This is a genomic window from Bifidobacterium adolescentis ATCC 15703, assembly GCF_000010425.1.
Classification (GTDB): Bacteria; Actinomycetota; Actinomycetes; order Actinomycetales; family Bifidobacteriaceae; genus Bifidobacterium; species Bifidobacterium adolescentis.
Genome location: NC_008618.1, coordinates 414,457 through 433,952, shown reverse-complemented (window position 1 = coordinate 433,952; position 19,496 = coordinate 414,457). Strand labels below are relative to the sequence as shown.

Here is a 19,496-nt window from a genome sequence, read left to right as displayed (position 1 = left end):
ATACCGCTCCCGATCAACGGAAACGACATCACGATTCAAGTGGTTACTTACCTTCCTTGTGGTCGGTGTCCTCGAACAGGAAGCCAGCGTACTGGAACTGTTCGGTCTGGGCCTTGGCCTGGCGCAGGGTGTCGAGGCCGACGCCTGCGATGATCAGGATGGTGGTTCCGCCGAACGGCAGCTTGGTGTTCAGGTTCAGCGCCATGATGAGCACCGTCGGGATAAGCGCCACGAACAGCAGGTAGACGGCGCCGACCGTGTTCAGACGGTTCATCACGTAGCTCAGGTAGTTGCTGGTGGCGCTTCCCGCGCGGATGCCCGGAATGAAGCCGCCGTACTGCTTCATGTTGTCGGCGGTCTCGTCCGGGTTGAAGGTGATCTCCGTGTAGAAGAAGCAGAAGAACACGATCATCAGCGCGTACAGTGCGATGTACCACACGGATGTGGTGTTGGCCAGGTTGGAGTTGATCCACTTGACCCAGGACTGGTCGGAATTGCCGAACTGCGCGATCAGCGTCGGCACGGCCAGGATGGAGGATGCGAAGATCGGCGGGATGACGCCGCTCATGTTGATCTTCAGCGGCAGGTAGGTGGAGGAGCCACCGTACATCTTGCGGCCGATCATACGGCGGGTGTACTGCACCGGAATACGACGCTGGGCAAGCTCGACGTAGATGACAAGGATCATGATGACCAGCAGGGTGCCGACGACCGCGGCGAACTTGCCCCAATTGCCATCGGTGCCGTTGGTGCCCCAGCCGATCTCCCACAGCTGCGGCAGGAAGCCGGAGCAGATGGACATGAAGATAAGGATGGACATACCCTGGCCGAGGCCCTTATCGGTAACCAATTCGGCCATCCACATGATGAGGCCGGTGCCGCCGGTCATGATGAGCACCATGACCACAAGGTTCCACACGGAACCGTCCGGAACAACCTGAGAGCACTGGTAGTTGAACAGCGCGCCGGAACGTGCGGTCACCAGAATGGTGGTGGACTGCAGCACGGCAAGGCCGATGGTCAGATAACGGGTGTACTGGGTCAGCTTGGCTTCGCCGGACTGGCCTTCCTTGTGCAGTGCCTCGAAACGAGGGATGACCACACGCAGCAGCTGGATGACGATCGATGCGGTGATGTACGGCATGACGCCCAATGCGAAAATCGACAGCTGCAGCATGGCGCCGCCGGAGAAGAGGTTCACCAGACCGATAAAGTTCTCAGAAGCGTTGTTCATCTTGCCGACGCACTGCTGGACGACGGTGTAATCGACGCCAGGGGTCGGGATGAATGAACCGATACGATAAATGATGATGATACCAAGGGTGAAGAGGATTTTATTCCTCAATTCCTTGGTCTTCAAGGCCTGGATTAACGTCCTCACCTGGGGTTCCTTCCATCGTCGTGCGCACCTGCGCACACGTGCAAAAACAGACTCTAACGCTCGAGTCTAGCGTACGGCGTCTACCGATATGGCGTTTTCGTCATTATTCGTCTGTTTTTTGTTTTTCCATGCATGATTGCATTTTGACTGCAAACGAATGAGGCTTCCCCCGCTCTAAAGCGGGGGAAGCCTCATGTCTGAGCTTCAGTCAGCTACATTCCGTTGGAATCAATCCTCGGAAATGGAGCCGCCAGCAGCCTCGATCTTGGACTTGGCGGAAGCGGAAGCCTTGACACCCTTGAGAGTGTAGGCAGCCGAAACCTCGCCGTCGCCCAGGACCTTGACCGGGAAGCCGTTGCGGACGGCACCCTTGGCAACCAAATCAGCCACGGTGATCTCGCCGCCCTGCGGGAACAGTTCCGCAAGAACAGCCACGTTGACGACCTGGTATTCCTTCTTGAACGGGTTCTTGAAGCCACGCAGCTTCGGAAGGCGCATGTACAGCGGCAGCTGGCCACCTTCGAAGCCCGGACGAACCTGATAGCGCTTCTTGGTGCCCTTGTCGCCACGGCCCGAGGTCTTACCCTTGGAGCCTTCACCACGGCCAACGCGGATACGATCCTTGTTGGCACCCGGAGCCGGCTTCAGGTCATGCATCTGCAGAATGTCTGCCATAATCAGTCAGCCTCCTCGACGGTGATCAGGTGACGGAGGACCTGCAGCTGGCCACGAAGGGCCGGAGTATCCTCACGAGTCACGGTCTTGCCGATCTTGTTCAGGCCCAGAGTCTGAGCCGCAGCACGCTGCTTCGGAGTGGAGTTCACCAGACCGTGGTGCAGCTTGATGTTCAGGTTAGTCATCACTCACCGTCCTTCTGAGCAGCCTTGGCCTGAGCCTCTTCACGAGCCTTGCGGGCCTCGGCGATGCCTTCGGCGCGAGCACGCAGCAGCGCGTCCGGAGCCACCTCTTCGAGAGACATGCCACGACGTGCGGCAATCTCTTCCGGCTCTTCGAGCTTCTTGAGGGCGTCGACGGTTGCGCGCACCACGTTGACGGCGGTGGCGGAGCCCATCGACTTGGTCAGGACGTCGGTGATGCCAGCGCATTCCATGACGGCGCGGACTGCACCGCCGGCGATAACGCCGGTACCCGGAGCAGCCGGGCGCAGCAGCACGGTGCCAGCGGCATCGTGGCCGATCACCGGGTGGGTGACGGTGCCCTTGATGCGCGGCACGGTGAACATGTGCTTCTTGGCATCCAGCTGGCCCTTGGCGATTGCAGCCGGGACCTCACGGGACTTGCCGTAGCCAACACCAACGGTGCCCTTGCCGTCGCCAACCACCACGAGGGCGGCGAAGCTGAACGTACGACCACCCTTGTGGGTCTTGGACACACGGTTGATGGTCACCACGCGATCGAGCATCTCGTTCTCGTGAGATTCCTCACGACGGTTGCGACGCTCGCCACGACGACCCTCACCGCGCTGGCCACGACGGGACTTGCGGTCCTCGTTGTTGGACTCAGCGGCAGCCTGAGTGTTCTGAGTTTCTTCAGCCACTTGGGTTTCCTTTTCGTTGTCGCTCACAGTGCCAGACCTCCCTCGCGGGCGCCTTCAGCGACAGCTGCGACGCGGCCATGATACTTGTTGCCGCCACGATCGAACACGACCGCGGTAATGCCAGCGTCCTGAGCCTTCTTGGCGATCAGTTCGCCGACCTTCTTGGCGGCTTCGGTCTTGGTGCCCTCGAAACCGGCGAAATCGCTGGTCAGAGTGGATTCGCTCACCAGGGTGACACCCTTGGTGTCATCGATGATCTGGGCAACCATGTGACGGTTGGAACGGGTAACCACCAGACGCGGAAGCTCCGGGGTACCGCTGATGTGCTTGCGCAGACGAGCGTGACGGCGCTTAAGCGCGACCTTCTTGCCCTTACCGAGAATCTGGACGCTCATTACTTACCAGCCTTTCCAGCCTTGCGCAGAATGTGCTCATCCGCGTACTTGATGCCCTTGCCCTTGTAGGGTTCCGGAGCACGAAGCTTACGAATGTTAGCGGCGCACTGGCCAACAGCCTGCTTGTCGATGCCCTTGACGATCACCTGGTTCGGGTTCGGCAGTTCGAATTCGATACCTGCCGGCGGCTCGACGGTGATGGTGTGGGAATAGCCGAGGGAGAACTCAATGCCCTTACCCTTCATCTGGGCGCGGTAACCGGTACCGACGATCTCCAGAGTCTTGGCATAACCCTCGTGCACGCCCTTGACCATGCCCGCCACGATGGAGCGAGCCAGGCCGTGCTTTGCACGGGTCGGACGCAGGTCATCAGCCGGGGTGAGGACAACTTCGTTGCCTTCGACCACTGCGGTGATGCCTTCAGGAATCTCGTAGGAGTCAGTGCCCTTAGCGCCCTTGGCGGTAAAGGACTGACCGTCGATCTTGACTTCCACGCCAGCCGGAATGGTGACGGGGAGCTTACCAATATGCGATGCCATGTTTCAGCTCTCCTTTCTCACCAAACGAAAGCGACGATCTCGCCGCCGATGCCTCGGTCGAGGCATTCCTTCTGGGTCAGCAGTCCCGAGCTAGTCGAGATGATTGCGATGCCAAGGCCACCGAGCGGCATCGGCAGAGCATCGGACTTTGCGTAACGACGCAGGCCCGGCTTGGAGATGCGCTTGATGCCCTGGATGGAACGCTCGCCGTTCGGACCGTACTTGAGGGTGACCTCAAGAGTCTGGCCAACCTTGGCTTCCTTGGCGGTGAAGTCCTTGATGTAGCCTTCACGCTTCAGAATCTCAGCGATGTTCGCCTTGAACTTGGAGTACGGCATATCCACGGTCTCGTGCTTTGCCGCGCTCGCATTACGCAGACGCGTAAGCATGTCTGCGATCGGATCTGTCATTGTCATTTGGGCTAACGCCCTTTCTCGCCATGGTTTCCGCCGCCCTCACGCCTTAGAGGCGATCGGGCCGCGGACCTTCAGCGTCGATATTTACCAACTGGACTTCGTAACGCCGGGCAGCTCGCCGCGGTGGGCCTTCTCACGAAGGCAGATGCGGCAGAGGCCGAACTTGCGGTAGACGGAGTGAGGACGACCGCAGACCTGGCAACGCGTATAGGCGCGCACCTTGAACTTCGGCTTAGCGGCCGCCTTGTTCTTAAGAGCGGTTTTTGCCATATCAGTTCTCCTTGAAGGGGAAGCCGAGGTGCTTCAGGAGCACGCGAGCTTCCTTGTCGTCCTTGGTGCTGGTCACCACGGTGATGTCCATACCACGCTGGTGATCGATCGAATCCGGATCGATCTCGTGGAACATGGACTGCTCGGTGAGGCCAAAGTTGTAGTTGCCCTGACCATCGAACTGGTCGCCGTTGATGCCGCGGAAATCGCGGATACGCGGCAGAGCCATGGTCAGAAGGCGATCCAGGAACTCCCACATGCGCTCGCCACGCAGGGTGACGTAGGCGCCGATGGCCTGGCCCTCACGCAGGTGGAACTGCGCGACAGACTTCTTAGCCTTGGTGATCTTCGGCTTCTGGCCGGTGATCAGAGTGAGGTCCTTGACAGCGCCTTCGATGAGCTTGGAGTCGCGAGCCGCGGCACCAACGCCCATGGAGACGACGACCTTCTGGACGCGAGCGACCTGCATCGGGTTGGAGTAGTGGAATTCCTTCTCCAGCTCCGGCACGATCTGCTCGTTGTACTTCTGCTTCAAGCGCGGAGTTGCCGGCGCTTCGACAGTGGTATCGGTCATGCCAGCTCCTTTCCGGACTTCTTGGCGACACGTACGCGCACGGTCTTCACCTTGCCGTCACGAGCCTCTTCCTTTTCGACGATGCGCACGCGGGTGGGCTGCTTGGTCTCCGGATCGATGACCATCACGTTGGAGCGATGAATCGGAGCCTCGACAGCCACGATGCCAGCCTGCTGGCCCTGCTGCGTGGCGCGGACGTGCTTCTTGACGATCTGCACGCCCTCGACGATCAGACGATCGTCCTTGAGCACCTGCTTGACGGTGCCTTCCTTGCCGCGATCCTTGCCGCGGATGACCTTGACCAGGTCGCCGCTCTTAATCTTGGCTGCCATGTCAGATCACCTCCGGGGCGAGGGACACGATCTTCATGAAGCGCTTGTCGCGCAGTTCACGACCGACCGGTCCGAAGATACGAGTGCCCTTCGGTTCACGGCCAGAGCCGAGAATGACGGCGGCGTTCTCGTCGAACTTGATGTAGGAGCCGTCGACACGACGGTGTTCCTTGACAGTGCGGACGACGACAGCCTTGACGACGTCGCCCTTCTTGACCGACCCGCCAGGGATGGCGTCCTTGACGGAGGCGACGATCACGTCACCGATGCCGGCATAGCGTCGCTTCGATCCGCCGAGCACTCGGATGGCGAGGAGTTCCTTCGCACCCGTGTTGTCGGCGACATGAAGCCGCGTTTCCTGCTGAATCATTGATTCTCCTTAGCCGAGCTGGTTCTCCCCAAGCACCCCGCCTGCCTGCTAGAAGCAGGCGGGGTGACTCACGGAGCCTTGCCGAACTTATTTACTTAGCGCGCTCGATAATGCTATCGAGACGCCAACGCTTGGTCTTGCTCAGGGGCCGAGTCTCCATAATACTCACGAGGTCGCCAATGTGAGCCTCGTTGTGTTCATCATGGACCTTGACCGTACGAGTGGAGCGCACAACCTTGCCGTAAAGCGGGTGGGTCGAACGCTGCTCGAGCTCGACGGAAATCGTCTTGTCCATCTTATCGGACACGACGTAACCGCGACGAACCTTGCGGAAGTTACGCTCTTCAGCCATTACTTCTCCTCAGCTTTCGTTTCGGTCGCCTCGGGGGCCTGGCTGATGCCGAGCTCACGCTCGCGCAGGATGGTGTACATCCTGGCGATGTCGTGCTTGACCGCCTTGAGGCGGGCGGTGTTTTCGAGCTGACCGGTCGCGGACTGGAAGCGCAGGTTGAACAGCTCTTCCTTGGACTTCTTGAGGAAGCCCTCGATCTCCTCGTTGGTCTTCTCGTTGAGATTCTTCATGGTGTAGTCTGCAGTTCCGACTGCCATCAGATGTCACCGCCTTCACGAGCAATAACACGGCACTTCATGGGGAGTTTGTCGATTGCGCGGCGCAGAGCCTCACGAGCGACATCCTCGGACACGCCACCGATCTCGAACATAACGCGACCCGGGTGGACGTTGGCGATCCAGAATTCCGGAGTACCCTTACCGGAACCCATTCGGGTGCCGAGCGGCTTCTTGGTCAGCGGACGATCCGGGAAGATCGTGATCCACACGCGGCCACCACGCTTGATGTAGCGGGTCATGGCGATACGAGCGGCCTCGATCTGGCGGTTGGTCACATAAGCCGGAGCCAGAGCCTGGATACCGAAATCGCCGAAAGCGATCTCGTTGCCGCCCTTGGACATGCCACGGCGGACCGGACGGTGCTGCTTACGATACTTGGTTCTCTTTGGGATAAGCATTCTCAGCTCACTCCTTCGTTTCCGTTGCGGCAGGTGCCTCAGCAGCGGCCGGAGCCTCTGCTGCTGCGTTCTGCTGCGGAGCAGCGTTGCGCTGGCCGCGACGCGGACGACGATCGCCGCGACGACCCTGGCGGTTGTTGCTCTGCTGTGCCTGCTGCTCTTCGAACTCACGCTCGGTCATATCACCCTTGTAGATCCAGACCTTCACGCCGATACGGCCGTAAGTGGTCTTGGCCTCGAAGAAGCCGTAATCAATGAGGGCACGCAGGGTCTGCAGCGGAACGCAACCCTCGCGATAGAACTCGGAACGGCTCATTTCGGCGCCACCAAGGCGGCCGGAGAGCTTGATACGGATACCCTTGGCGCCTGCACGCATGGCATCCTGCTGGGCCTTACGCATCGCGCGACGGAAGGTCACGCGGTTGGTGAGCTGCTCAGCGATGCCCTGTGCGACGAGCTGGGCGTCCAGTGCGGCGTTCTTCACTTCGAAGATGTTGAGCTGGACCTGCTTGCCGGTGAGCTTCTCGAGCTTGGCGCGAACGCGCTCAGCCTCAGCGCCACGACGGCCGATGACGATACCCGGACGAGCGGTGTGGATGTCCACACGCACGCGGTCGCGGGTACGCTCGATGACGATACGGGACACGCCCGCACGCTCGAGGTCCTTGCTCATGGCCTTGCGGATGGCGTCATCTTCGAGAACGAAGTCGCGGTAGCGTTCGCCAACCTTGTTGGAATCGGAGAACCACTTGGAACGATGGTTCTCAGTGATTCCCAGGCGGTAGCCAAACGGATTGATCTTCTGACCCATCTTTAGCGGTTTCCTTCCTTGTTAGCGACGACGACCGTGATGTGGCTGGTGCGCTTGTTGATACGAGCGGCACGGCCCTGTGCACGGGCGCGGAAACGCTTGAGCGTCACGCCTTCGTCCACATAGGTCTCCTTCACGACCAGGTCGTTCTCGCGGAACGGCTCGCCGGCCTTGTCGGCCTTCACACGAGCGTTCGCGATGGCGCTCTCCAGGACCTTACGCACCGGGAGGGATGCGTCCTGCGGAGCGAACTTCAGAATGGTGATGGCTTCGGTCGCCTTCTTGCCTCGGATGAGGTCGACCATACGGCGAGCCTTGCGCGGCGTCACGCGGACGTGACGAGCGATTGCTTTAGCTTCCATGTGTCCTTACTCTCCTTTAGCGGCGTGCCTTCTTGTCGTCCTTCACATGACCCTTGAAGGTCTTGGTCGGGGCGAACTCACCGAGCTTGTGGCCAACCATGGATTCGGTGACGAACACCGGAACATGCTTGCGGCCATCATGAACGGCGAAGGTGTGTCCGATGAAATCAGGGGTAATCATCGAACGACGGGACCACGTCTTGATGACGTTGTGCGTACCCTTCTCGTTCTGCTCGTCGACTTTCTTCTGCAGGTGGGCGTCGACGAAGGGGCCCTTCTTGATGCTACGAGTCATCTACTCGACACTCCCTTACTTACGGTTCTTACCATTCGGGCGACGACGAACAATCATCTTGTTCGAAGCCTTCTTCGGACGGCGGGTACGAACCTCGCCCTTGCCCCACGGAGAAACCGGCGGCTTGCCACCGCGGGTACGACCGCCGTGCGGGTGATCGACAGGGTTCATGGACTCACCACGGGTGATCGGGCGCTTGCCCATCCAACGAGCGCGGCCTGCCTTGCCAAGCTGGATGTTGGCGTGATCGGAATTACCGACCTCACCAACGGTCGCGCGGCAGCGAGCGTCCACGTTGCGGATTTCGCCGGACGGCATACGCAGCTGAGCGTAGGCGCCATCCTTGGCGACGAGCTGCACGGCAGCACCGGCGGAGCGGGCGATCTTGGCGCCACCCAGCGGGCGGAGCTCAATCGCGTGCACCACGGTACCGGTCGGGATGTTGCGCAGCGGCAGGTTGTTGCCCGGCTTGATATCAGCCTGAGCGCCGGTCTCGATGACGTCGCCCTGCTTGATGCCTTCCGGAGCGATGATGTAACGCTTCTCACCGTCTGCGTAGTGCAGCAGTGCGATGCGGGCGGAACGGTTCGGGTCGTACTCGATGTGAGCGACCTTGGCCGGCACGCCGTCCTTGTCCCAACGCTTGAAGTCGATGAGACGGTACTGGCGCTTGTGACCGCCGCCGCGATGACGGGAGGTCATACGGCCGTAGGAGTTACGACCGCCAGTCTTGCTGAGCTTGCGAACCAGCGACTTCTCAGGCGTGGAGCGCGTAAGCTCGGAGAAGTCCGAGACGGACGCGTTACGGCGGCCTGCAGTCGTCGGCTTATAAACGCGGATAGCCATAATCTAGTTCTTCCTTTAACTTTTCTCGGCTAGCCTTCAGTTACCGAAGATGTCGATCGTCTGGCCCTCGGCGACGGTCACGATGGCGCGCTTCTGATTGACGCGCTGGCCGAAACCGTTGCGGGTGCGCTGGCGCTTGCCGGCGCGGTTGAGGGTGTTGACGTTCGTCACCTTGACATTGAAGATCTCTTCGATTGCCTGCTTGATCTGAACCTTGTTCGCGTTCGGGGCCACCACGAAGGTGTACTGACCGCGATCGGACAGAGCGTAGCTCTTCTCAGAAACGACAGGCTTGAGGATGATGTCGTGTGCGGGCTTGTGAATAGCGACCATGAAAATCAGGCCTCCTTTGCAGCCGGCTCAGCCTTCGCAGCGAGGAAAGCATCAAAGCCTTCCTTGGAGAAGACCACGTACTGAGCGGTGACCACATCGTACGTGTTGAGCTGATCGGCGAAGATCGGGTGAACGGTCGGGATGTTACGAACGGAAAGCCATTCGTTCACATTCTCGCGAGAGAGCACCACGGTGGTGAACTTGTTCTCGGTCACCGGGGTAAGAGCGGCAACGGCGGCCTTGGTGGACGGGGCTTCGGAAACACCGAAGTCGACAACGGCCACATGACCGGCATTGGCACGATCGGAAAGCACGTACTTCAGAGCAGCGGCCTTCATCTTCTTCGGGGTGCGCTGGGAGTAGTCACGCGGCTGCGGACCGAACACGGTGCCGCCGTGGTACCACTGCGGTGCACGGATGGAGCCCTGACGAGCACGACCGGTGCCCTTCTGCTTCCACGGCTTGCGGCCACCGCCGGAAACCATGCCACGAGTCTTGGTGGCGTGGGTGCCCTGGCGAGCAGCGGCGAGCTGGGCGATGACGACCTGGTGGATCAGCGGGATGCGGGACTGAACTTCTTCAGCGGAGAAGCCGAAGATCTCAGCCGGGGCATCGACGGTGCCGGTGGCCTTGCCCTGGTTATCGGTGACGTTCAGAGTAACGTTTGCCATGATTTATCAGGCTCCCTTCACTGCCGAACGGACGAGAACGATGCTGCCCTTCGGGCCCGGAATGGCGCCCTTGATAGCCAGCACGCCGTTCTCAACATCCGACGAAACGATGGTGAGGTTCAGCGCGGTGTTGGTCACATGACCCATGCGGCCAGCCATGCGCTTGCCCTTGAGGATGCGGCTCGGGGTGGCGCATGCGCCAACAGAGCCAGGACGACGCTCGTTCTTGTGAGAGCCGTGGGTACGACGATAGGACTTGAAGCCCCAACGCTTGATGGTGCCTGCGAAGCCCTTGCCCTTGGTGGTACCGGTCACGTCGACCAGGGTGCCTTCCGGGAACAGCTCAGCGGTCAGCTCCTGACCCGGCTCGAACTCTTCGGCGTTATCGGTGCGGACCTCAGCGAGGTGACGACGCGGGGTGACGCCAGCCTTGGCGAAGTGGCCGGCGAGCGGCTTGGTCACCTTGGTCGGGTCAACCTGGCCGTAGCCAAGCTGAACAGCCTTGTAGCCGTCGGACTCTTCGGACTTGACAGCGGTCACCACGTTGGTGGACACGTCAACGAGGGTCACAGGAACGAAGAAACCGTTCTCGTCCCAGACCTGAGACATACCGAGCTTCTTGCCCAGCAGTGCAGTGCGATTAGACATAATGGTTCCCTCCTCCCTTACAGCTTGATCTCGATGTTCACGTCTGCGGGCAGATCAATATGCATGAGGGAGTCCACGGCCTTCGGGGTCGGGTCCACAATGTCGATGAGACGCTTATGAGTGCGCATCTCGAAATGCTCGCGAGAATCCTTGTACTTGTGAGGAGAACGGATAACGACCAACACGTTCTTCTCGGTCGGGAGCGGAACCGGGCCAACCACAGTTGCGCCCGCGTTCGTCACCGTTTCGACGATCTTCTTCGCCGATTGGTCGATGACCTCATGGTCATAGGACTTAAGCCTGATGCGGATTTTCTGTCCCGCCATTGCCTTCCGCCCTTTCTAGCGATTCGTTATTTACTGTTTACCAGCCTGCTTCCAAGGGCACCGGCGCAGAAGACCCCCGGAACCGTGGAAGTTCCGTGGCCATACCACATCAGTGCGCAGCCATGCAGCTTCTCACCGGAGTGAGCCGCTGTGCCACGCTCGCTTTTTGAATTACAATTTGCGAGCCCTAAAATCAGGCAACTTCTTTATCTAAGCATCAGGGGTGAACATATGGAATTCGCGCGTGTCGCGGTTTTTCCAACGTTTTTCGCGGTGTCGCGCCAACACAATCACGCGTCTTCTTTCGATGAAGAACGCGGAAGGTAACGGCGACGGTCCACTTCCCCCTCACTATAAAAAAGGAGCCTGATGGTTTCCCATCAGGCTCCTTTTGCACGACTTCTTATATACGCTTCACTTCACATCTTTTATATAAGGAGTTACGTTGCGATATTGCGATCAGGCGCGCTCGGAAGCTTCCTCCGTAGCGGCTTCGCCCTGACGCTGGACGCGCAGCTTGTGGCCTTCCGCCTGGCTGACGCCGTAGTAGGCGGCAATGGCGATATCCTTCATATCCTCGATCTGCGGGATACGCGGGTTCGCCGGTGCGCACTGGTCTTCGTAGGCGCGCATGCCGATCTGGTCGATGATGGACCAATAGTAGTCCTCATCCACACCGCACTCCTGGAAGCTCTTGTTCATACCGAGCTTGTTGTCACGGTAATCCTCAACAGCCTTGGCCAGGTTCTCGACGCCCTCTTCCGGAGTCTTGCCCGGGTTCACGCCAAGGTTCTTGGCGATCTCCTGGTAGCGTTCCGGAGCGATGTACTTGTTGTACTTCGGCCAGCTGGTCGGCTCCTCCGGGACGGAACCGTTGTAACGGATCACGTACGGCAGGAGGATGGAGTTGGTACGACCGTGGGCAACGTGGCACAGTGCACCAATGGTGTGGGCCATGCCGTGGCACATGCCGAGGAAGGCGGAGCCGAAAGCCATGCCGGCCATGGTGGCGGCATTATGCATCTTCTCCTGGGCACGGGTCTTCTCCTCACCCGGCTCGCCATTGACGGACTCAGCGAGGTTGTCCCAAACCAGCTTGGCAGCGTGCAATGCCATACCATCGGTGAAGTCGTTGGCATACACGGACACATAAGCCTCAAAAGCGTGGGTCAGAGCATCGAAACCAGCATCGGAAGCCAGCTTGCGCGGCTGAGTACGTGCCAGCACCGGATCGACGATAGCGACGGACGGGGTCAGCGCGTAATCGGTGATCGGGTACTTATAGCCGGTCTTGTGGTCGGTAATCACAGCGAACGGCGTGACTTCGGAACCGGTGCCGGAAGAAGTCGGAATGCAGACCAGCTTGGCCTTCTTGCCCAGCGGCGGAATCTTGAACGCGCGCTTACGGATATCGAAGAACTTCTCACGCACATCGGAGAAGGAGATTTCCGGGTGCTCGTACAGCAGCCACATAATCTTGGACGCATCCATCGGGGAACCACCGCCGACGGCGATGATGGTATCCGGCTCGAACTCCTCGCGCATCATGGCGGCGCCACGTTCGACGGTCTCCACGCTCGGCTCCGGCTCGACATAATCGATGATACGGAAGGTCACGCGGTTGGAACGTGCACGCAGCTGATCGATGATCTTGTCAACGATGCCGAGCTGCTCCATGACCTTATCGCACACGATGACGGCCTTTTCGATGCCGTACATGTCGCGCAGGTACTTGATGGCGTTCGGCTCGAAGTAGGTCTTGGCCGGAATCTTGAACCACTGCATGTTGTTGTTCCTCCGAGCGATGCGCTTGATGTTGATGAGGTTGACTGCCTGGACGTTGCCGGACACGGAGTTGCCGCCGTAGGAGCCGCAGCCCAGGGTCAGGGACGGAGCGATGGCGTTGTAGATGTCGCCCACGCCGCCGAGGGAGCTCGGGGAGTTCCAGATGATACGGCAGGCGTGCATGCGCTGGCCGTACTCGCGGACCAGGTCACGGTCGTTGGTGTGGATGGCGGCGGTGTGGCCGGCGCCATGCTTCAGCATGGCTTCGCACATCTCGAAGGCCTGTTCCTTGTTGTCGGACTTCAGCACGGCCTGGACCGGAGCAAGCTTCTCCATGGTCAGCGGCTCGTTCTCGCCGACTTCCTTGCACTCAGCGGCAAGGATGGTGGCGTCTTCCGGAATCTCGAAGCCGGCGGCCTTGGCGATGTACTGCGGGGACTTGCCCGGCACCACGGAGTTGAGCTTCGGGGTCTGTCCGGAGTAAGCGGTGCAGCCGAACATGTACTGCTCGAGCTTGGCCTTCTCGTCAGCGTTCACGAAATAGGCCTTGCGACGCTTGAGTTCCTTAACGAGCGGAGCGTAGATGTCCTTGTCGGCGATGATGGCCTGCTCGGTAGCGCAGATCATGCCGTAATCGAAGTGCTTGGAAAGAATCAGATCGTTGGCTGCACGCACGACGTCGACGTTCTTGTCAACGTATGCCGGAGCATTGCCCGCGCCGACGCCCAGGGCCGGCTTGCCGGAGGAGTATGCGGCCTTGACCATGCCCGGACCACCGGTGGCGAGGATGGTGGCGACACCATCATGCTTCATCAGGGCGCCAGTGGCCTCGATGGACGGATGCTCGATCCACTGAATACAGTTCTCAGGAGCGCCTGCTGCGATAGCGGCATCGCGAACGATCTTGGCGGCCGCGACGGAGCAGTTCTGTGCGCCCGGGTGGAAGCCGAAGATGATCGGGCAGCGGGTCTTCAGTGCGATCAGCGACTTGAAGATGGCGGTGGAGGTCGGGTTGGTGACCGGGGTCACGCCAGCGACGACGCCAACCGGCTCGGCGATTTCGTCGATGCCCAGCACGTCGTCCTCGCGGATGATGCCGACGGTCTTCTGACCAGCCAGGTAGTTGGTGACATGCTCGCAGGCGAAGATGTTCTTGGTGGCCTTGTCTTCGACCAGACCACGGTGGGTCTCCTCGACGGCCATCTTGGCGAGCACCAAGTGCTTGTTCAGGGCTGCGACGGAAGCCTTGGCCACGATGTGGTCAACCTGCTTCTGATCGAGCTTCTCGAATTCATCAAGAGCCTTCAGGCCCTTCTTGACCAGAGCGTCGACCTCAGCCTCGGCTGCGGCGAGCTTCTCTTCCGGAGTCGGCTTGGTCGGCTCTTCCTTCTTCTTTGCGTCTGCCACTTGAAGTCCTCCTCGATTCTTTGGGGGTTTGCAAAGTAGTTTCCCGTTATTCCACCCGCCTCGAAGCGGATGGACGCGTTGCTGGTCTTTTGTGACCTAGGACACACTTTAGTGAGTATGCAATATGATTTTCCACTGCGTCGTGTCGCAAGAGAAATATTATATTCTGTTCATTTAATGTTTAGATTGCGTTCTTTTGTGAAGAGAAAAAGCTTTAAAAACATCATTTTGAGCGTTTTTGTTGCTTTTTATCATAAATCACACACACTTTCTCAAGTCTCACCTCCTCATCTTTTATAAAAGTATTTTCTATATGATATCAATCATATCAAACTTTTACAAAGTTTATTTACTTATCTTGTCCGTCCAATGTATTTTTTCCGCCAGCCAGTAGGAGTTTCGCCTGTTTCTTCAAAGAAACGACGATTGAAATTCGAAGCGTTTCCATATCCGCAAGCACGACGAATCGACGCGACGCTTTGATTCGTGGTCGTCAGCAATCTGCACGCATGCCCGATACGCAATCGTCGAACAAAATCCGAAAACCTTATTCCTGCGGCCCTTTTGAACAGACGAGAGAAAGCCGACACACTCATTCCAGCCTGACGAGCGGCCAAATCCAGGCTAATTTCACCGCTCAGATGCGAGGAAATGTACTCAATGGCATCGTTGACCACACTTTCCGCACCACTGCATACAGCCGGATCGTATCCGGACGCAACCACTGTATAGGATTCATCTGCTGAGGCATGCGCGAACACATCCAACACACGAATCAGATCACTAACACGGCAAGCAAGACTATGTTCCTCCATGCTTTCCAGAATCGAACCGGCCTGACGAGCGGATTCACCGCTCAGCACCAACGCCTGCCCCGCACGCCTCAACACCATTGCAAAACCAGACGTTTCCGGAAATCCAGACATCAGCAGACGTATGGTTTCCGGACGCACATGGCACACCACATCACGCTGACGAAGCCGCTCCCCCGGAGCGATGTCGGACACCCAATTATGCGGAAGATTCGAACCAATCAGCGCAACCTGCCCGGCCTCATACGGAACAACGGCATTGCCCGCCATCATCAATCCGGTACCTTCCCGAATCAGATGAATTTCAATATGAGGATGATGATGCCATTTCGCCAACGAGCTTGGGTAGCCATGCTTCACCCAACGCACCGAAGCCTGCGCGTCCGGCACAATGATCTCCAATACGCCGGAATCGTTCGAACTTCCACCTTTCGGCACGAATCCACCAAAAGAGGTCTGAGCCAAAGCCGTCTTCCCATGCCGATTATCGTTGACTTGTACAACAGCACCCATGGCCTAGACCCCTTTCGTCGTTCCGTAACGTGCGTAACGTCAGTCGTTATTCACGGTAATCTGCAGCTTAATATCTCCAGGACGCCCCTCGGCCATGCGATCAAACGCCGCCTTGGCATCCTCCATCGCATAGGTGTCGGTGATGAATGGCTTCAGATTCAGTTTACCGTTAGCCACGAGGTCGATGGCCTTCTGATACACATTGGCATAACGGAAGATATTTTCGATGCGCACCTCGGTAGCCTGCAGTTCCGTAATGTCGATAGCCACCGGACTGACCGGAATGCCAACGATAACGGCAGCGCCACCGGGAGCAATCAGCTTCCAGAATGTCTCGTATGACTTCGGCGAGCCCGAGCACTCGAAAGCCACATCAGCACCCCAACCCCCCGTTTCCTCACGGACGCGCTCCACCAGATCCTCTTTGGTGAGATCCACCGGAATAATACCTGGAATCTGAGCCGCAATCGCCAATTTGATTGCCGACACATCAGAAATCAGCACCTTGGAAGCGCCACCTGCCAACGCGCACGACGCGGTCAGCATGCCGACCGTACCCGATCCGGTGACCACGCAGACATCGCCCGGCTTGATACGAGCCTTGGTGGCGGACCACATGCCCACAGCCAACGGTTCAAGCAGCGCACCCTCACCGAAGCTCACATTGTCGGGCAGCTTGTAGGTGAACGCCGCAGGATGGTTCACCGTTTCGCACAGGCAGCCATCAATCGGCGGAGTGGCAAAGAAACGCACCGCAGGATCGACGTTATACATGCCCAGTTTGCTGGCACGCGAACTCATATCCGGAATGCCGGGCTCCATGGCCACACGATCGCCCACTTTGAAGCCTTCGACGCCAGGACCGACCTCAACCACCGTGCCGGAAGCCTCATGACCGAGAATCATCGGCTGCTCCACCACATATTTGCCCACGCGACCATGAGTGTAATAGTGCAGGTCGGAACCGCACACACCAACGGTATGCGGCGCGATCTTCAGCTCGCCTAGACCAGGTGCGGGGACGTCAGGCACCTCACGCACATTGATGACGCCCTGCTCTTCGAGAACGACTGCCTTCATGATTATTCTCCTTTGTGGATAATGATGTTTTTTGAGAAAAATGATGATCGAGCAATTGATATTCAATTGCGATTAGTTACGCTCGATCGCGGCAATGCGATGGCCGCGATCGTCAAATCCGGGTTGATGAGGATGAATGCCGAACGTGACCAACGATCCGATCGCATAGCAGATCGCATACGTCCAGCACACGCCGCCGAATCCGATAGTGGAAACCAGCACCGTCGCAATCAGCGGACCGAAAAACGTAGCCAGGCCGGAAGCGAAATTATGCGCGGAAATCGCAGCACCCTTATGTTCCAACGCCAACGCGGGAAACACGGCTCCCATAGGAACGAAAGCGGAAATTCCCAATCCAAGAACAACCGCATCAGCACACATAAGCACCATATTCGCCCCGAAAAACTGCGGAATGTAATACATGCCCAGCGTGCCGATCACACAGAACCAGCAGCCAAACCAGCGCATTTGCCGCATCCAACCATGCGAATCGCCCATACGACCCCAGAACACATTGCCGAAAATGGTGACCACAAACTGGAATCCCCAAATCTGGCTCCATTGCGAAACCTTAAACCAAGCACCGCCGCCATTGTTGGTAGTGGCCAAGTAGAGTGGCATGATGACGGGAAAGCCATACAACGTCAGATTGCAGATCACACGCACCACCGCAGCCAAAGCGATTTGGCGATTATGCACCAGAATGGTGACTCCTCGACTAAGCTCGCGCAGCTTGTCTGCATTGCTCATGGAAGAGTTGCCAGAACCCTTGCTTTTCGGCACCATCAGCAGGCAAATCAGCAGTCCAGCTATAGAAAACGGCAACGAAAGCCACAGCGAATAGTACTCGCCCACCATCGGAATGGTGAAACTCGGCAAATATGCGCCAAACACGCCGATGCCGAACGAGTAGGCGGCCCAAAACCACCCCATGGCCGACGCGAGCTTGGCAGGATCGATGGTTTGCGCCATCAACACCACGAACGAGTAGATGAACAGCGGGTAGCCAACACCCCGCAACGCATACACGCCTAACATCAGCGGATAGACGCCGCTCGGCAACGCCACACCAACGAACAGCAGGTGCAAAACGACCCAGGCGCTCGCGCCGATAAGCATGATGCGTTTGGCACCGAACATTTCAGCTAGCACACCGGACGCCCAGCCGGCAAGCGCAGCCACCAGCCCGTACATGGTGAACATCAGCGACGATTGCGAAGAGCTGAATCCCTGGTCCACGATGTATTTGGACAAAAAAGTCAATTCAAAGCCATCGCCGGTCATGAACACCGCTATGGCGACCAAGCCGGCCAATAGCGTGCGCGGCAGACCTATCTTCATAACATGTCTCTTTTCTTGGTAGAACGTCGTTGTCACCGTCTCAACTTTTTTTGTTGATAAATATATTTTCGACGCAGAAAAGTGGCAGAAAATCCTTTATGCACAGCTGTTTTTGATACTTTTTTGCAATACCTGATATCTCAGACCAACACGAGACATAAGGAAAGGACTTTTATGAAGTAGTCTTGGAAAAGAAGTTGCGCAGGAAGGATCAACCAGTGAAAGCCCAATCCGCCCTATCAGTCAAAGAAGCCAATTTCAAGGCCATGACCACGTTCATCTACACCCAAGGTTCAGCCACCAAGCAGATGTTCGAACACGAATTAGGGCTCAGCCTGCCAACCATCACGCAGAATCTGCGCGCCATGGAGGCCGACGGGCTCATCGTCAAAGGCGAGATGCAGAAATCCACCGGTGGACGCAAAGCGCAAATCTACGAATTCGCGGCACACTCCAGCGTGGCTATCGGCGTGCGAATCCAAACCACACGAATCACGGCCATCGCCATTGATCTGAACGGCAAATCCGTGGCCACCAGACAGCGCACACTCCCCTATCGCAACAACGACGCCTACTACCAGCGCATGAACGACATCATCAACGGTTTCGCGCAGGAACTGGCGAAACAAGGCAGCACGGTGCTAGGCGTGGCCTTCTGCATGCAAGGCATCGTATCGGCAGACGGGCAGTCGATCACCTTCGGCAAAATCATGAACAACACCGGCCTGAAACTCAGCGAACTCAGCCACGGCCTCAACTATCCGTCGCTGATGATTCACGATTCCGACGCTTCTGCCATGGCGGAACTCTGGTTCGACCACAATCTGAAGGATGCCGTCTGCATCTACCTCGAGCGACGCCCCGGAGGCGCGGTCATCGTAGACGGATCGCTTTACCAAGGGCCAAACCAATGCAATGGCTCAATCGAACATATGACGCTGATTCCAGGAGGCAACACCTGCTACTGCGGACAACAGGGCTGCATGGATACGTATTGCTCGCCGGAAACGCTGATGGAAGACGGCGAAAGCCTGCCCGGCTTCTTCTCGGTGTTGGAACAAGGCGAGCAGGAGCATCGCAAACGATTCTCGCAATGGCTGGATTATGTGGCGCTGGCGGTAACGAATATTCGCTCGGTACTGGCCGGTGACGTGATCATCAGCGGTGAGGCAGCACAATATCTCGATGATGACGATATGGCCGGACTACGCGAACGCGTGGTGGAACATACGCCATTCGGCACCACGGATTTCACCCTGCGCAAGGGAATGGCGCTCGACCATCAAGACATTATCGGCGCGGCCCTGCGTTTTGTGGAGCCGTACGTACGCGAACTATGCGATATGTGACCGCTTTTGCGCACATATTAATCGCATCGATTGCATAACAAAAAGAAGCGTGTT

27 protein-coding genes are annotated in these 19,496 nt (G+C 58.1%); 1 reads left to right on the top strand and 26 read right to left on the bottom strand.

The features are described from left to right. Positions 1 to 43: 43 nt before the first annotated feature. The 26 genes from secY to BAD_RS01690 form a co-directional block, all read right to left on the bottom strand. The gene (secY, locus tag BAD_RS01815; RefSeq protein WP_003808061.1) at positions 44 to 1,381 is read right to left on the bottom strand and encodes a preprotein translocase subunit SecY; all 1,338 of its coding nucleotides are present in this window, start codon (positions 1,379 to 1,381) and stop codon (positions 44 to 46) included. A gap of 228 nt (positions 1,382 to 1,609) precedes the next feature. Further along, on the bottom strand, positions 1,610 to 2,056 hold the full coding sequence (rplO, locus tag BAD_RS01810; RefSeq protein WP_003808057.1) for a 50S ribosomal protein L15: 447 nt from the start codon (positions 2,054 to 2,056) through the stop codon (positions 1,610 to 1,612). A 2-nt stretch (positions 2,057 to 2,058) separates the two neighbouring features. Next, the gene (gene rpmD, locus BAD_RS01805; RefSeq protein WP_011742827.1) at positions 2,059 to 2,244 is read right to left on the bottom strand and encodes a 50S ribosomal protein L30; all 186 of its coding nucleotides are present in this window, start codon (positions 2,242 to 2,244) and stop codon (positions 2,059 to 2,061) included. Then, a complete protein-coding gene (rpsE, locus tag BAD_RS01800) occupies positions 2,241 to 2,966 on the bottom strand; it encodes a 30S ribosomal protein S5 (RefSeq protein ID WP_003808052.1) in 726 nt (241 codons plus the stop codon). Before rpsE ends, rpmD begins: the two co-directional genes overlap by 4 nt. Continuing rightward, complete coding sequence (gene rplR, locus BAD_RS01795) at positions 2,963 to 3,334, bottom strand: 50S ribosomal protein L18 (RefSeq protein ID WP_003808051.1); 372 nt, start codon at positions 3,332 to 3,334, stop codon at positions 2,963 to 2,965. Before rplR ends, rpsE begins: the two co-directional genes overlap by 4 nt. Next, positions 3,334 to 3,873 carry a 50S ribosomal protein L6 gene (gene rplF, locus BAD_RS01790; protein WP_003808049.1) on the bottom strand — a complete coding sequence of 180 codons (540 nt, stop codon included), beginning with the start codon at positions 3,871 to 3,873 and terminating at the stop codon, positions 3,334 to 3,336. The genes rplR and rplF overlap by 1 nt, the downstream gene beginning before the upstream one ends. A gap of 17 nt (positions 3,874 to 3,890) precedes the next feature. Beyond that, positions 3,891 to 4,289 carry a 30S ribosomal protein S8 gene (rpsH, locus tag BAD_RS01785; protein ID WP_003808048.1) on the bottom strand — a complete coding sequence of 133 codons (399 nt, stop codon included), beginning with the start codon at positions 4,287 to 4,289 and terminating at the stop codon, positions 3,891 to 3,893. An 84-nt stretch (positions 4,290 to 4,373) separates the two neighbouring features. Continuing rightward, entirely contained in the window at positions 4,374 to 4,559 is a 186-nt protein-coding gene (locus BAD_RS01780; RefSeq protein WP_003808046.1) for a type Z 30S ribosomal protein S14, read from the bottom strand. A 1-nt stretch (position 4,560) separates the two neighbouring features. Further along, positions 4,561 to 5,133: a 50S ribosomal protein L5 gene (rplE, locus tag BAD_RS01775; RefSeq protein WP_003808042.1), complete on the bottom strand. Its 573-nt coding sequence runs from the start codon at positions 5,131 to 5,133 to the stop codon at positions 4,561 to 4,563. Then, positions 5,130 to 5,465 carry a 50S ribosomal protein L24 gene (gene rplX / locus BAD_RS01770; RefSeq protein WP_003808040.1) on the bottom strand — a complete coding sequence of 112 codons (336 nt, stop codon included), beginning with the start codon at positions 5,463 to 5,465 and terminating at the stop codon, positions 5,130 to 5,132. Before rplX ends, rplE begins: the two co-directional genes overlap by 4 nt. A 1-nt stretch (position 5,466) precedes the next feature. Then, positions 5,467 to 5,835 (bottom strand): 50S ribosomal protein L14, encoded by a 369-nt coding sequence (gene rplN / locus BAD_RS01765; protein ID WP_003808038.1) that lies wholly within the window; start codon positions 5,833 to 5,835, stop codon positions 5,467 to 5,469. A gap of 91 nt (positions 5,836 to 5,926) precedes the next feature. Continuing rightward, positions 5,927 to 6,187 (bottom strand): 30S ribosomal protein S17, encoded by a 261-nt coding sequence (gene rpsQ, locus BAD_RS01760; RefSeq protein WP_003808036.1) that lies wholly within the window; start codon positions 6,185 to 6,187, stop codon positions 5,927 to 5,929. Next, on the bottom strand, positions 6,187 to 6,444 hold the full coding sequence (gene rpmC / locus BAD_RS01755; protein WP_003808034.1) for a 50S ribosomal protein L29: 258 nt from the start codon (positions 6,442 to 6,444) through the stop codon (positions 6,187 to 6,189). Before rpmC ends, rpsQ begins: the two co-directional genes overlap by 1 nt. After that, complete coding sequence (gene rplP / locus BAD_RS01750; protein ID WP_003835996.1) at positions 6,444 to 6,863, bottom strand: 50S ribosomal protein L16; 420 nt, start codon at positions 6,861 to 6,863, stop codon at positions 6,444 to 6,446. The genes rpmC and rplP overlap by 1 nt, the downstream gene beginning before the upstream one ends. A 7-nt stretch (positions 6,864 to 6,870) precedes the next feature. Then, positions 6,871 to 7,674: a 30S ribosomal protein S3 gene (rpsC, locus tag BAD_RS01745; RefSeq protein WP_011742826.1), complete on the bottom strand. Its 804-nt coding sequence runs from the start codon at positions 7,672 to 7,674 to the stop codon at positions 6,871 to 6,873. A gap of 2 nt (positions 7,675 to 7,676) precedes the next feature. Beyond that, positions 7,677 to 8,036: a 50S ribosomal protein L22 gene (rplV, locus tag BAD_RS01740; protein ID WP_003808026.1), complete on the bottom strand. Its 360-nt coding sequence runs from the start codon at positions 8,034 to 8,036 to the stop codon at positions 7,677 to 7,679. 16 nt (positions 8,037 to 8,052) lie between these two features. Then, a complete protein-coding gene (rpsS, locus tag BAD_RS01735; RefSeq protein ID WP_003808025.1) occupies positions 8,053 to 8,331 on the bottom strand; it encodes a 30S ribosomal protein S19 in 279 nt (92 codons plus the stop codon). A gap of 15 nt (positions 8,332 to 8,346) precedes the next feature. Continuing rightward, the gene (rplB, locus tag BAD_RS01730; RefSeq protein WP_003808023.1) at positions 8,347 to 9,177 is read right to left on the bottom strand and encodes a 50S ribosomal protein L2; all 831 of its coding nucleotides are present in this window, start codon (positions 9,175 to 9,177) and stop codon (positions 8,347 to 8,349) included. A gap of 36 nt (positions 9,178 to 9,213) precedes the next feature. After that, positions 9,214 to 9,510 (bottom strand): 50S ribosomal protein L23, encoded by a 297-nt coding sequence (gene rplW / locus BAD_RS01725; RefSeq protein WP_003808021.1) that lies wholly within the window; start codon positions 9,508 to 9,510, stop codon positions 9,214 to 9,216. Positions 9,511 to 9,515: 5 nt separating this feature from the next. Next, complete coding sequence (rplD, locus tag BAD_RS01720) at positions 9,516 to 10,181, bottom strand: 50S ribosomal protein L4 (RefSeq protein WP_003808018.1); 666 nt, start codon at positions 10,179 to 10,181, stop codon at positions 9,516 to 9,518. A gap of 6 nt (positions 10,182 to 10,187) precedes the next feature. Next, positions 10,188 to 10,829: a 50S ribosomal protein L3 gene (gene rplC, locus BAD_RS01715; RefSeq protein ID WP_003808016.1), complete on the bottom strand. Its 642-nt coding sequence runs from the start codon at positions 10,827 to 10,829 to the stop codon at positions 10,188 to 10,190. Between the two features lie 17 nt (positions 10,830 to 10,846). After that, positions 10,847 to 11,155 (bottom strand): 30S ribosomal protein S10, encoded by a 309-nt coding sequence (gene rpsJ, locus BAD_RS01710; RefSeq protein ID WP_011742824.1) that lies wholly within the window; start codon positions 11,153 to 11,155, stop codon positions 10,847 to 10,849. Between the two features lie 459 nt (positions 11,156 to 11,614). Continuing rightward, a complete protein-coding gene (adhE, locus tag BAD_RS01705; RefSeq protein WP_011742823.1) occupies positions 11,615 to 14,347 on the bottom strand; it encodes a bifunctional acetaldehyde-CoA/alcohol dehydrogenase in 2,733 nt (910 codons plus the stop codon). A gap of 353 nt (positions 14,348 to 14,700) precedes the next feature. Continuing rightward, positions 14,701 to 15,672 carry a helix-turn-helix domain-containing protein gene (locus tag BAD_RS01700; RefSeq protein ID WP_011742822.1) on the bottom strand — a complete coding sequence of 324 codons (972 nt, stop codon included), beginning with the start codon at positions 15,670 to 15,672 and terminating at the stop codon, positions 14,701 to 14,703. 39 nt (positions 15,673 to 15,711) lie between these two features. Further along, on the bottom strand, positions 15,712 to 16,752 hold the full coding sequence (locus tag BAD_RS01695) for an NAD(P)-dependent alcohol dehydrogenase (protein ID WP_003807942.1): 1,041 nt from the start codon (positions 16,750 to 16,752) through the stop codon (positions 15,712 to 15,714). Between the two features lie 72 nt (positions 16,753 to 16,824). After that, a complete protein-coding gene (locus tag BAD_RS01690; RefSeq protein ID WP_041777244.1) occupies positions 16,825 to 18,093 on the bottom strand; it encodes an MFS transporter in 1,269 nt (422 codons plus the stop codon). 218 nt (positions 18,094 to 18,311) lie between these two features. On the opposite strand from BAD_RS01690, the gene BAD_RS01685 reads away from it, so the two are divergent. Further along, positions 18,312 to 19,442 (top strand): ROK family transcriptional regulator, encoded by a 1,131-nt coding sequence (locus BAD_RS01685; protein ID WP_011742819.1) that lies wholly within the window; start codon positions 18,312 to 18,314, stop codon positions 19,440 to 19,442. Positions 19,443 to 19,496 lie beyond the last annotated feature (54 nt).

What these genes read in the sequence shown, in the direction of transcription:
- rplR (WP_003808051.1), bottom strand. Translation starts at nt 3,334, where the DNA reads ATGAGCGTCCAGATTCTCGGTAAGGGCAAGAAGGTCGCGCTTAAGCGC.
- rpmC (WP_003808034.1), bottom strand. Translation starts at nt 6,444, where the DNA reads ATGGCAGTCGGAACTGCAGACTACACCATGAAGAATCTCAACGAGAAG.
- rpsS (WP_003808025.1), bottom strand. Translation starts at nt 8,331, where the DNA reads ATGACTCGTAGCATCAAGAAGGGCCCCTTCGTCGACGCCCACCTGCAG.
- rplD (WP_003808018.1), bottom strand. Translation starts at nt 10,181, where the DNA reads ATGGCAAACGTTACTCTGAACGTCACCGATAACCAGGGCAAGGCCACC.
- rplP (WP_003835996.1), bottom strand. Translation starts at nt 6,863, where the DNA reads ATGCTTATCCCAAAGAGAACCAAGTATCGTAAGCAGCACCGTCCGGTC.
- rplF (WP_003808049.1), bottom strand. Translation starts at nt 3,873, where the DNA reads ATGGCATCGCATATTGGTAAGCTCCCCGTCACCATTCCGGCTGGCGTG.
- BAD_RS01695 (WP_003807942.1), bottom strand. Translation starts at nt 16,752, where the DNA reads ATGAAGGCAGTCGTTCTCGAAGAGCAGGGCGTCATCAATGTGCGTGAG.
- rpsJ (WP_011742824.1), bottom strand. Translation starts at nt 11,155, where the DNA reads ATGGCGGGACAGAAAATCCGCATCAGGCTTAAGTCCTATGACCATGAG.
- rplW (WP_003808021.1), bottom strand. Translation starts at nt 9,510, where the DNA reads ATGGTCGCTATTCACAAGCCCGCACACGACATCATCCTCAAGCCTGTC.
- rplX (WP_003808040.1), bottom strand. Translation starts at nt 5,465, where the DNA reads ATGGCAGCCAAGATTAAGAGCGGCGACCTGGTCAAGGTCATCCGCGGC.
- rplO (WP_003808057.1), bottom strand. Translation starts at nt 2,056, where the DNA reads ATGGCAGACATTCTGCAGATGCATGACCTGAAGCCGGCTCCGGGTGCC.
- rpsC (WP_011742826.1), bottom strand. Translation starts at nt 7,674, where the DNA reads ATGGGTCAGAAGATCAATCCGTTTGGCTACCGCCTGGGAATCACTGAG.
- rplC (WP_003808016.1), bottom strand. Translation starts at nt 10,829, where the DNA reads ATGTCTAATCGCACTGCACTGCTGGGCAAGAAGCTCGGTATGTCTCAG.
- BAD_RS01700 (WP_011742822.1), bottom strand. Translation starts at nt 15,672, where the DNA reads ATGGGTGCTGTTGTACAAGTCAACGATAATCGGCATGGGAAGACGGCT.
- rpsQ (WP_003808036.1), bottom strand. Translation starts at nt 6,187, where the DNA reads ATGGCTGAAGAGCGTAACTTCCGCAAGGTTCGTCGCGGTTACGTCGTG.
- BAD_RS01690 (WP_041777244.1), bottom strand. Translation starts at nt 18,093, where the DNA reads ATGAAGATAGGTCTGCCGCGCACGCTATTGGCCGGCTTGGTCGCCATA.
- rplV (WP_003808026.1), bottom strand. Translation starts at nt 8,036, where the DNA reads ATGGAAGCTAAAGCAATCGCTCGTCACGTCCGCGTGACGCCGCGCAAG.
- rplN (WP_003808038.1), bottom strand. Translation starts at nt 5,835, where the DNA reads ATGATTCAGCAGGAAACGCGGCTTCATGTCGCCGACAACACGGGTGCG.
- BAD_RS01780 (WP_003808046.1), bottom strand. Translation starts at nt 4,559, where the DNA reads ATGGCAAAAACCGCTCTTAAGAACAAGGCGGCCGCTAAGCCGAAGTTC.
- rplE (WP_003808042.1), bottom strand. Translation starts at nt 5,133, where the DNA reads ATGACCGATACCACTGTCGAAGCGCCGGCAACTCCGCGCTTGAAGCAG.
- rpsH (WP_003808048.1), bottom strand. Translation starts at nt 4,289, where the DNA reads ATGACAATGACAGATCCGATCGCAGACATGCTTACGCGTCTGCGTAAT.
- rplB (WP_003808023.1), bottom strand. Translation starts at nt 9,177, where the DNA reads ATGGCTATCCGCGTTTATAAGCCGACGACTGCAGGCCGCCGTAACGCG.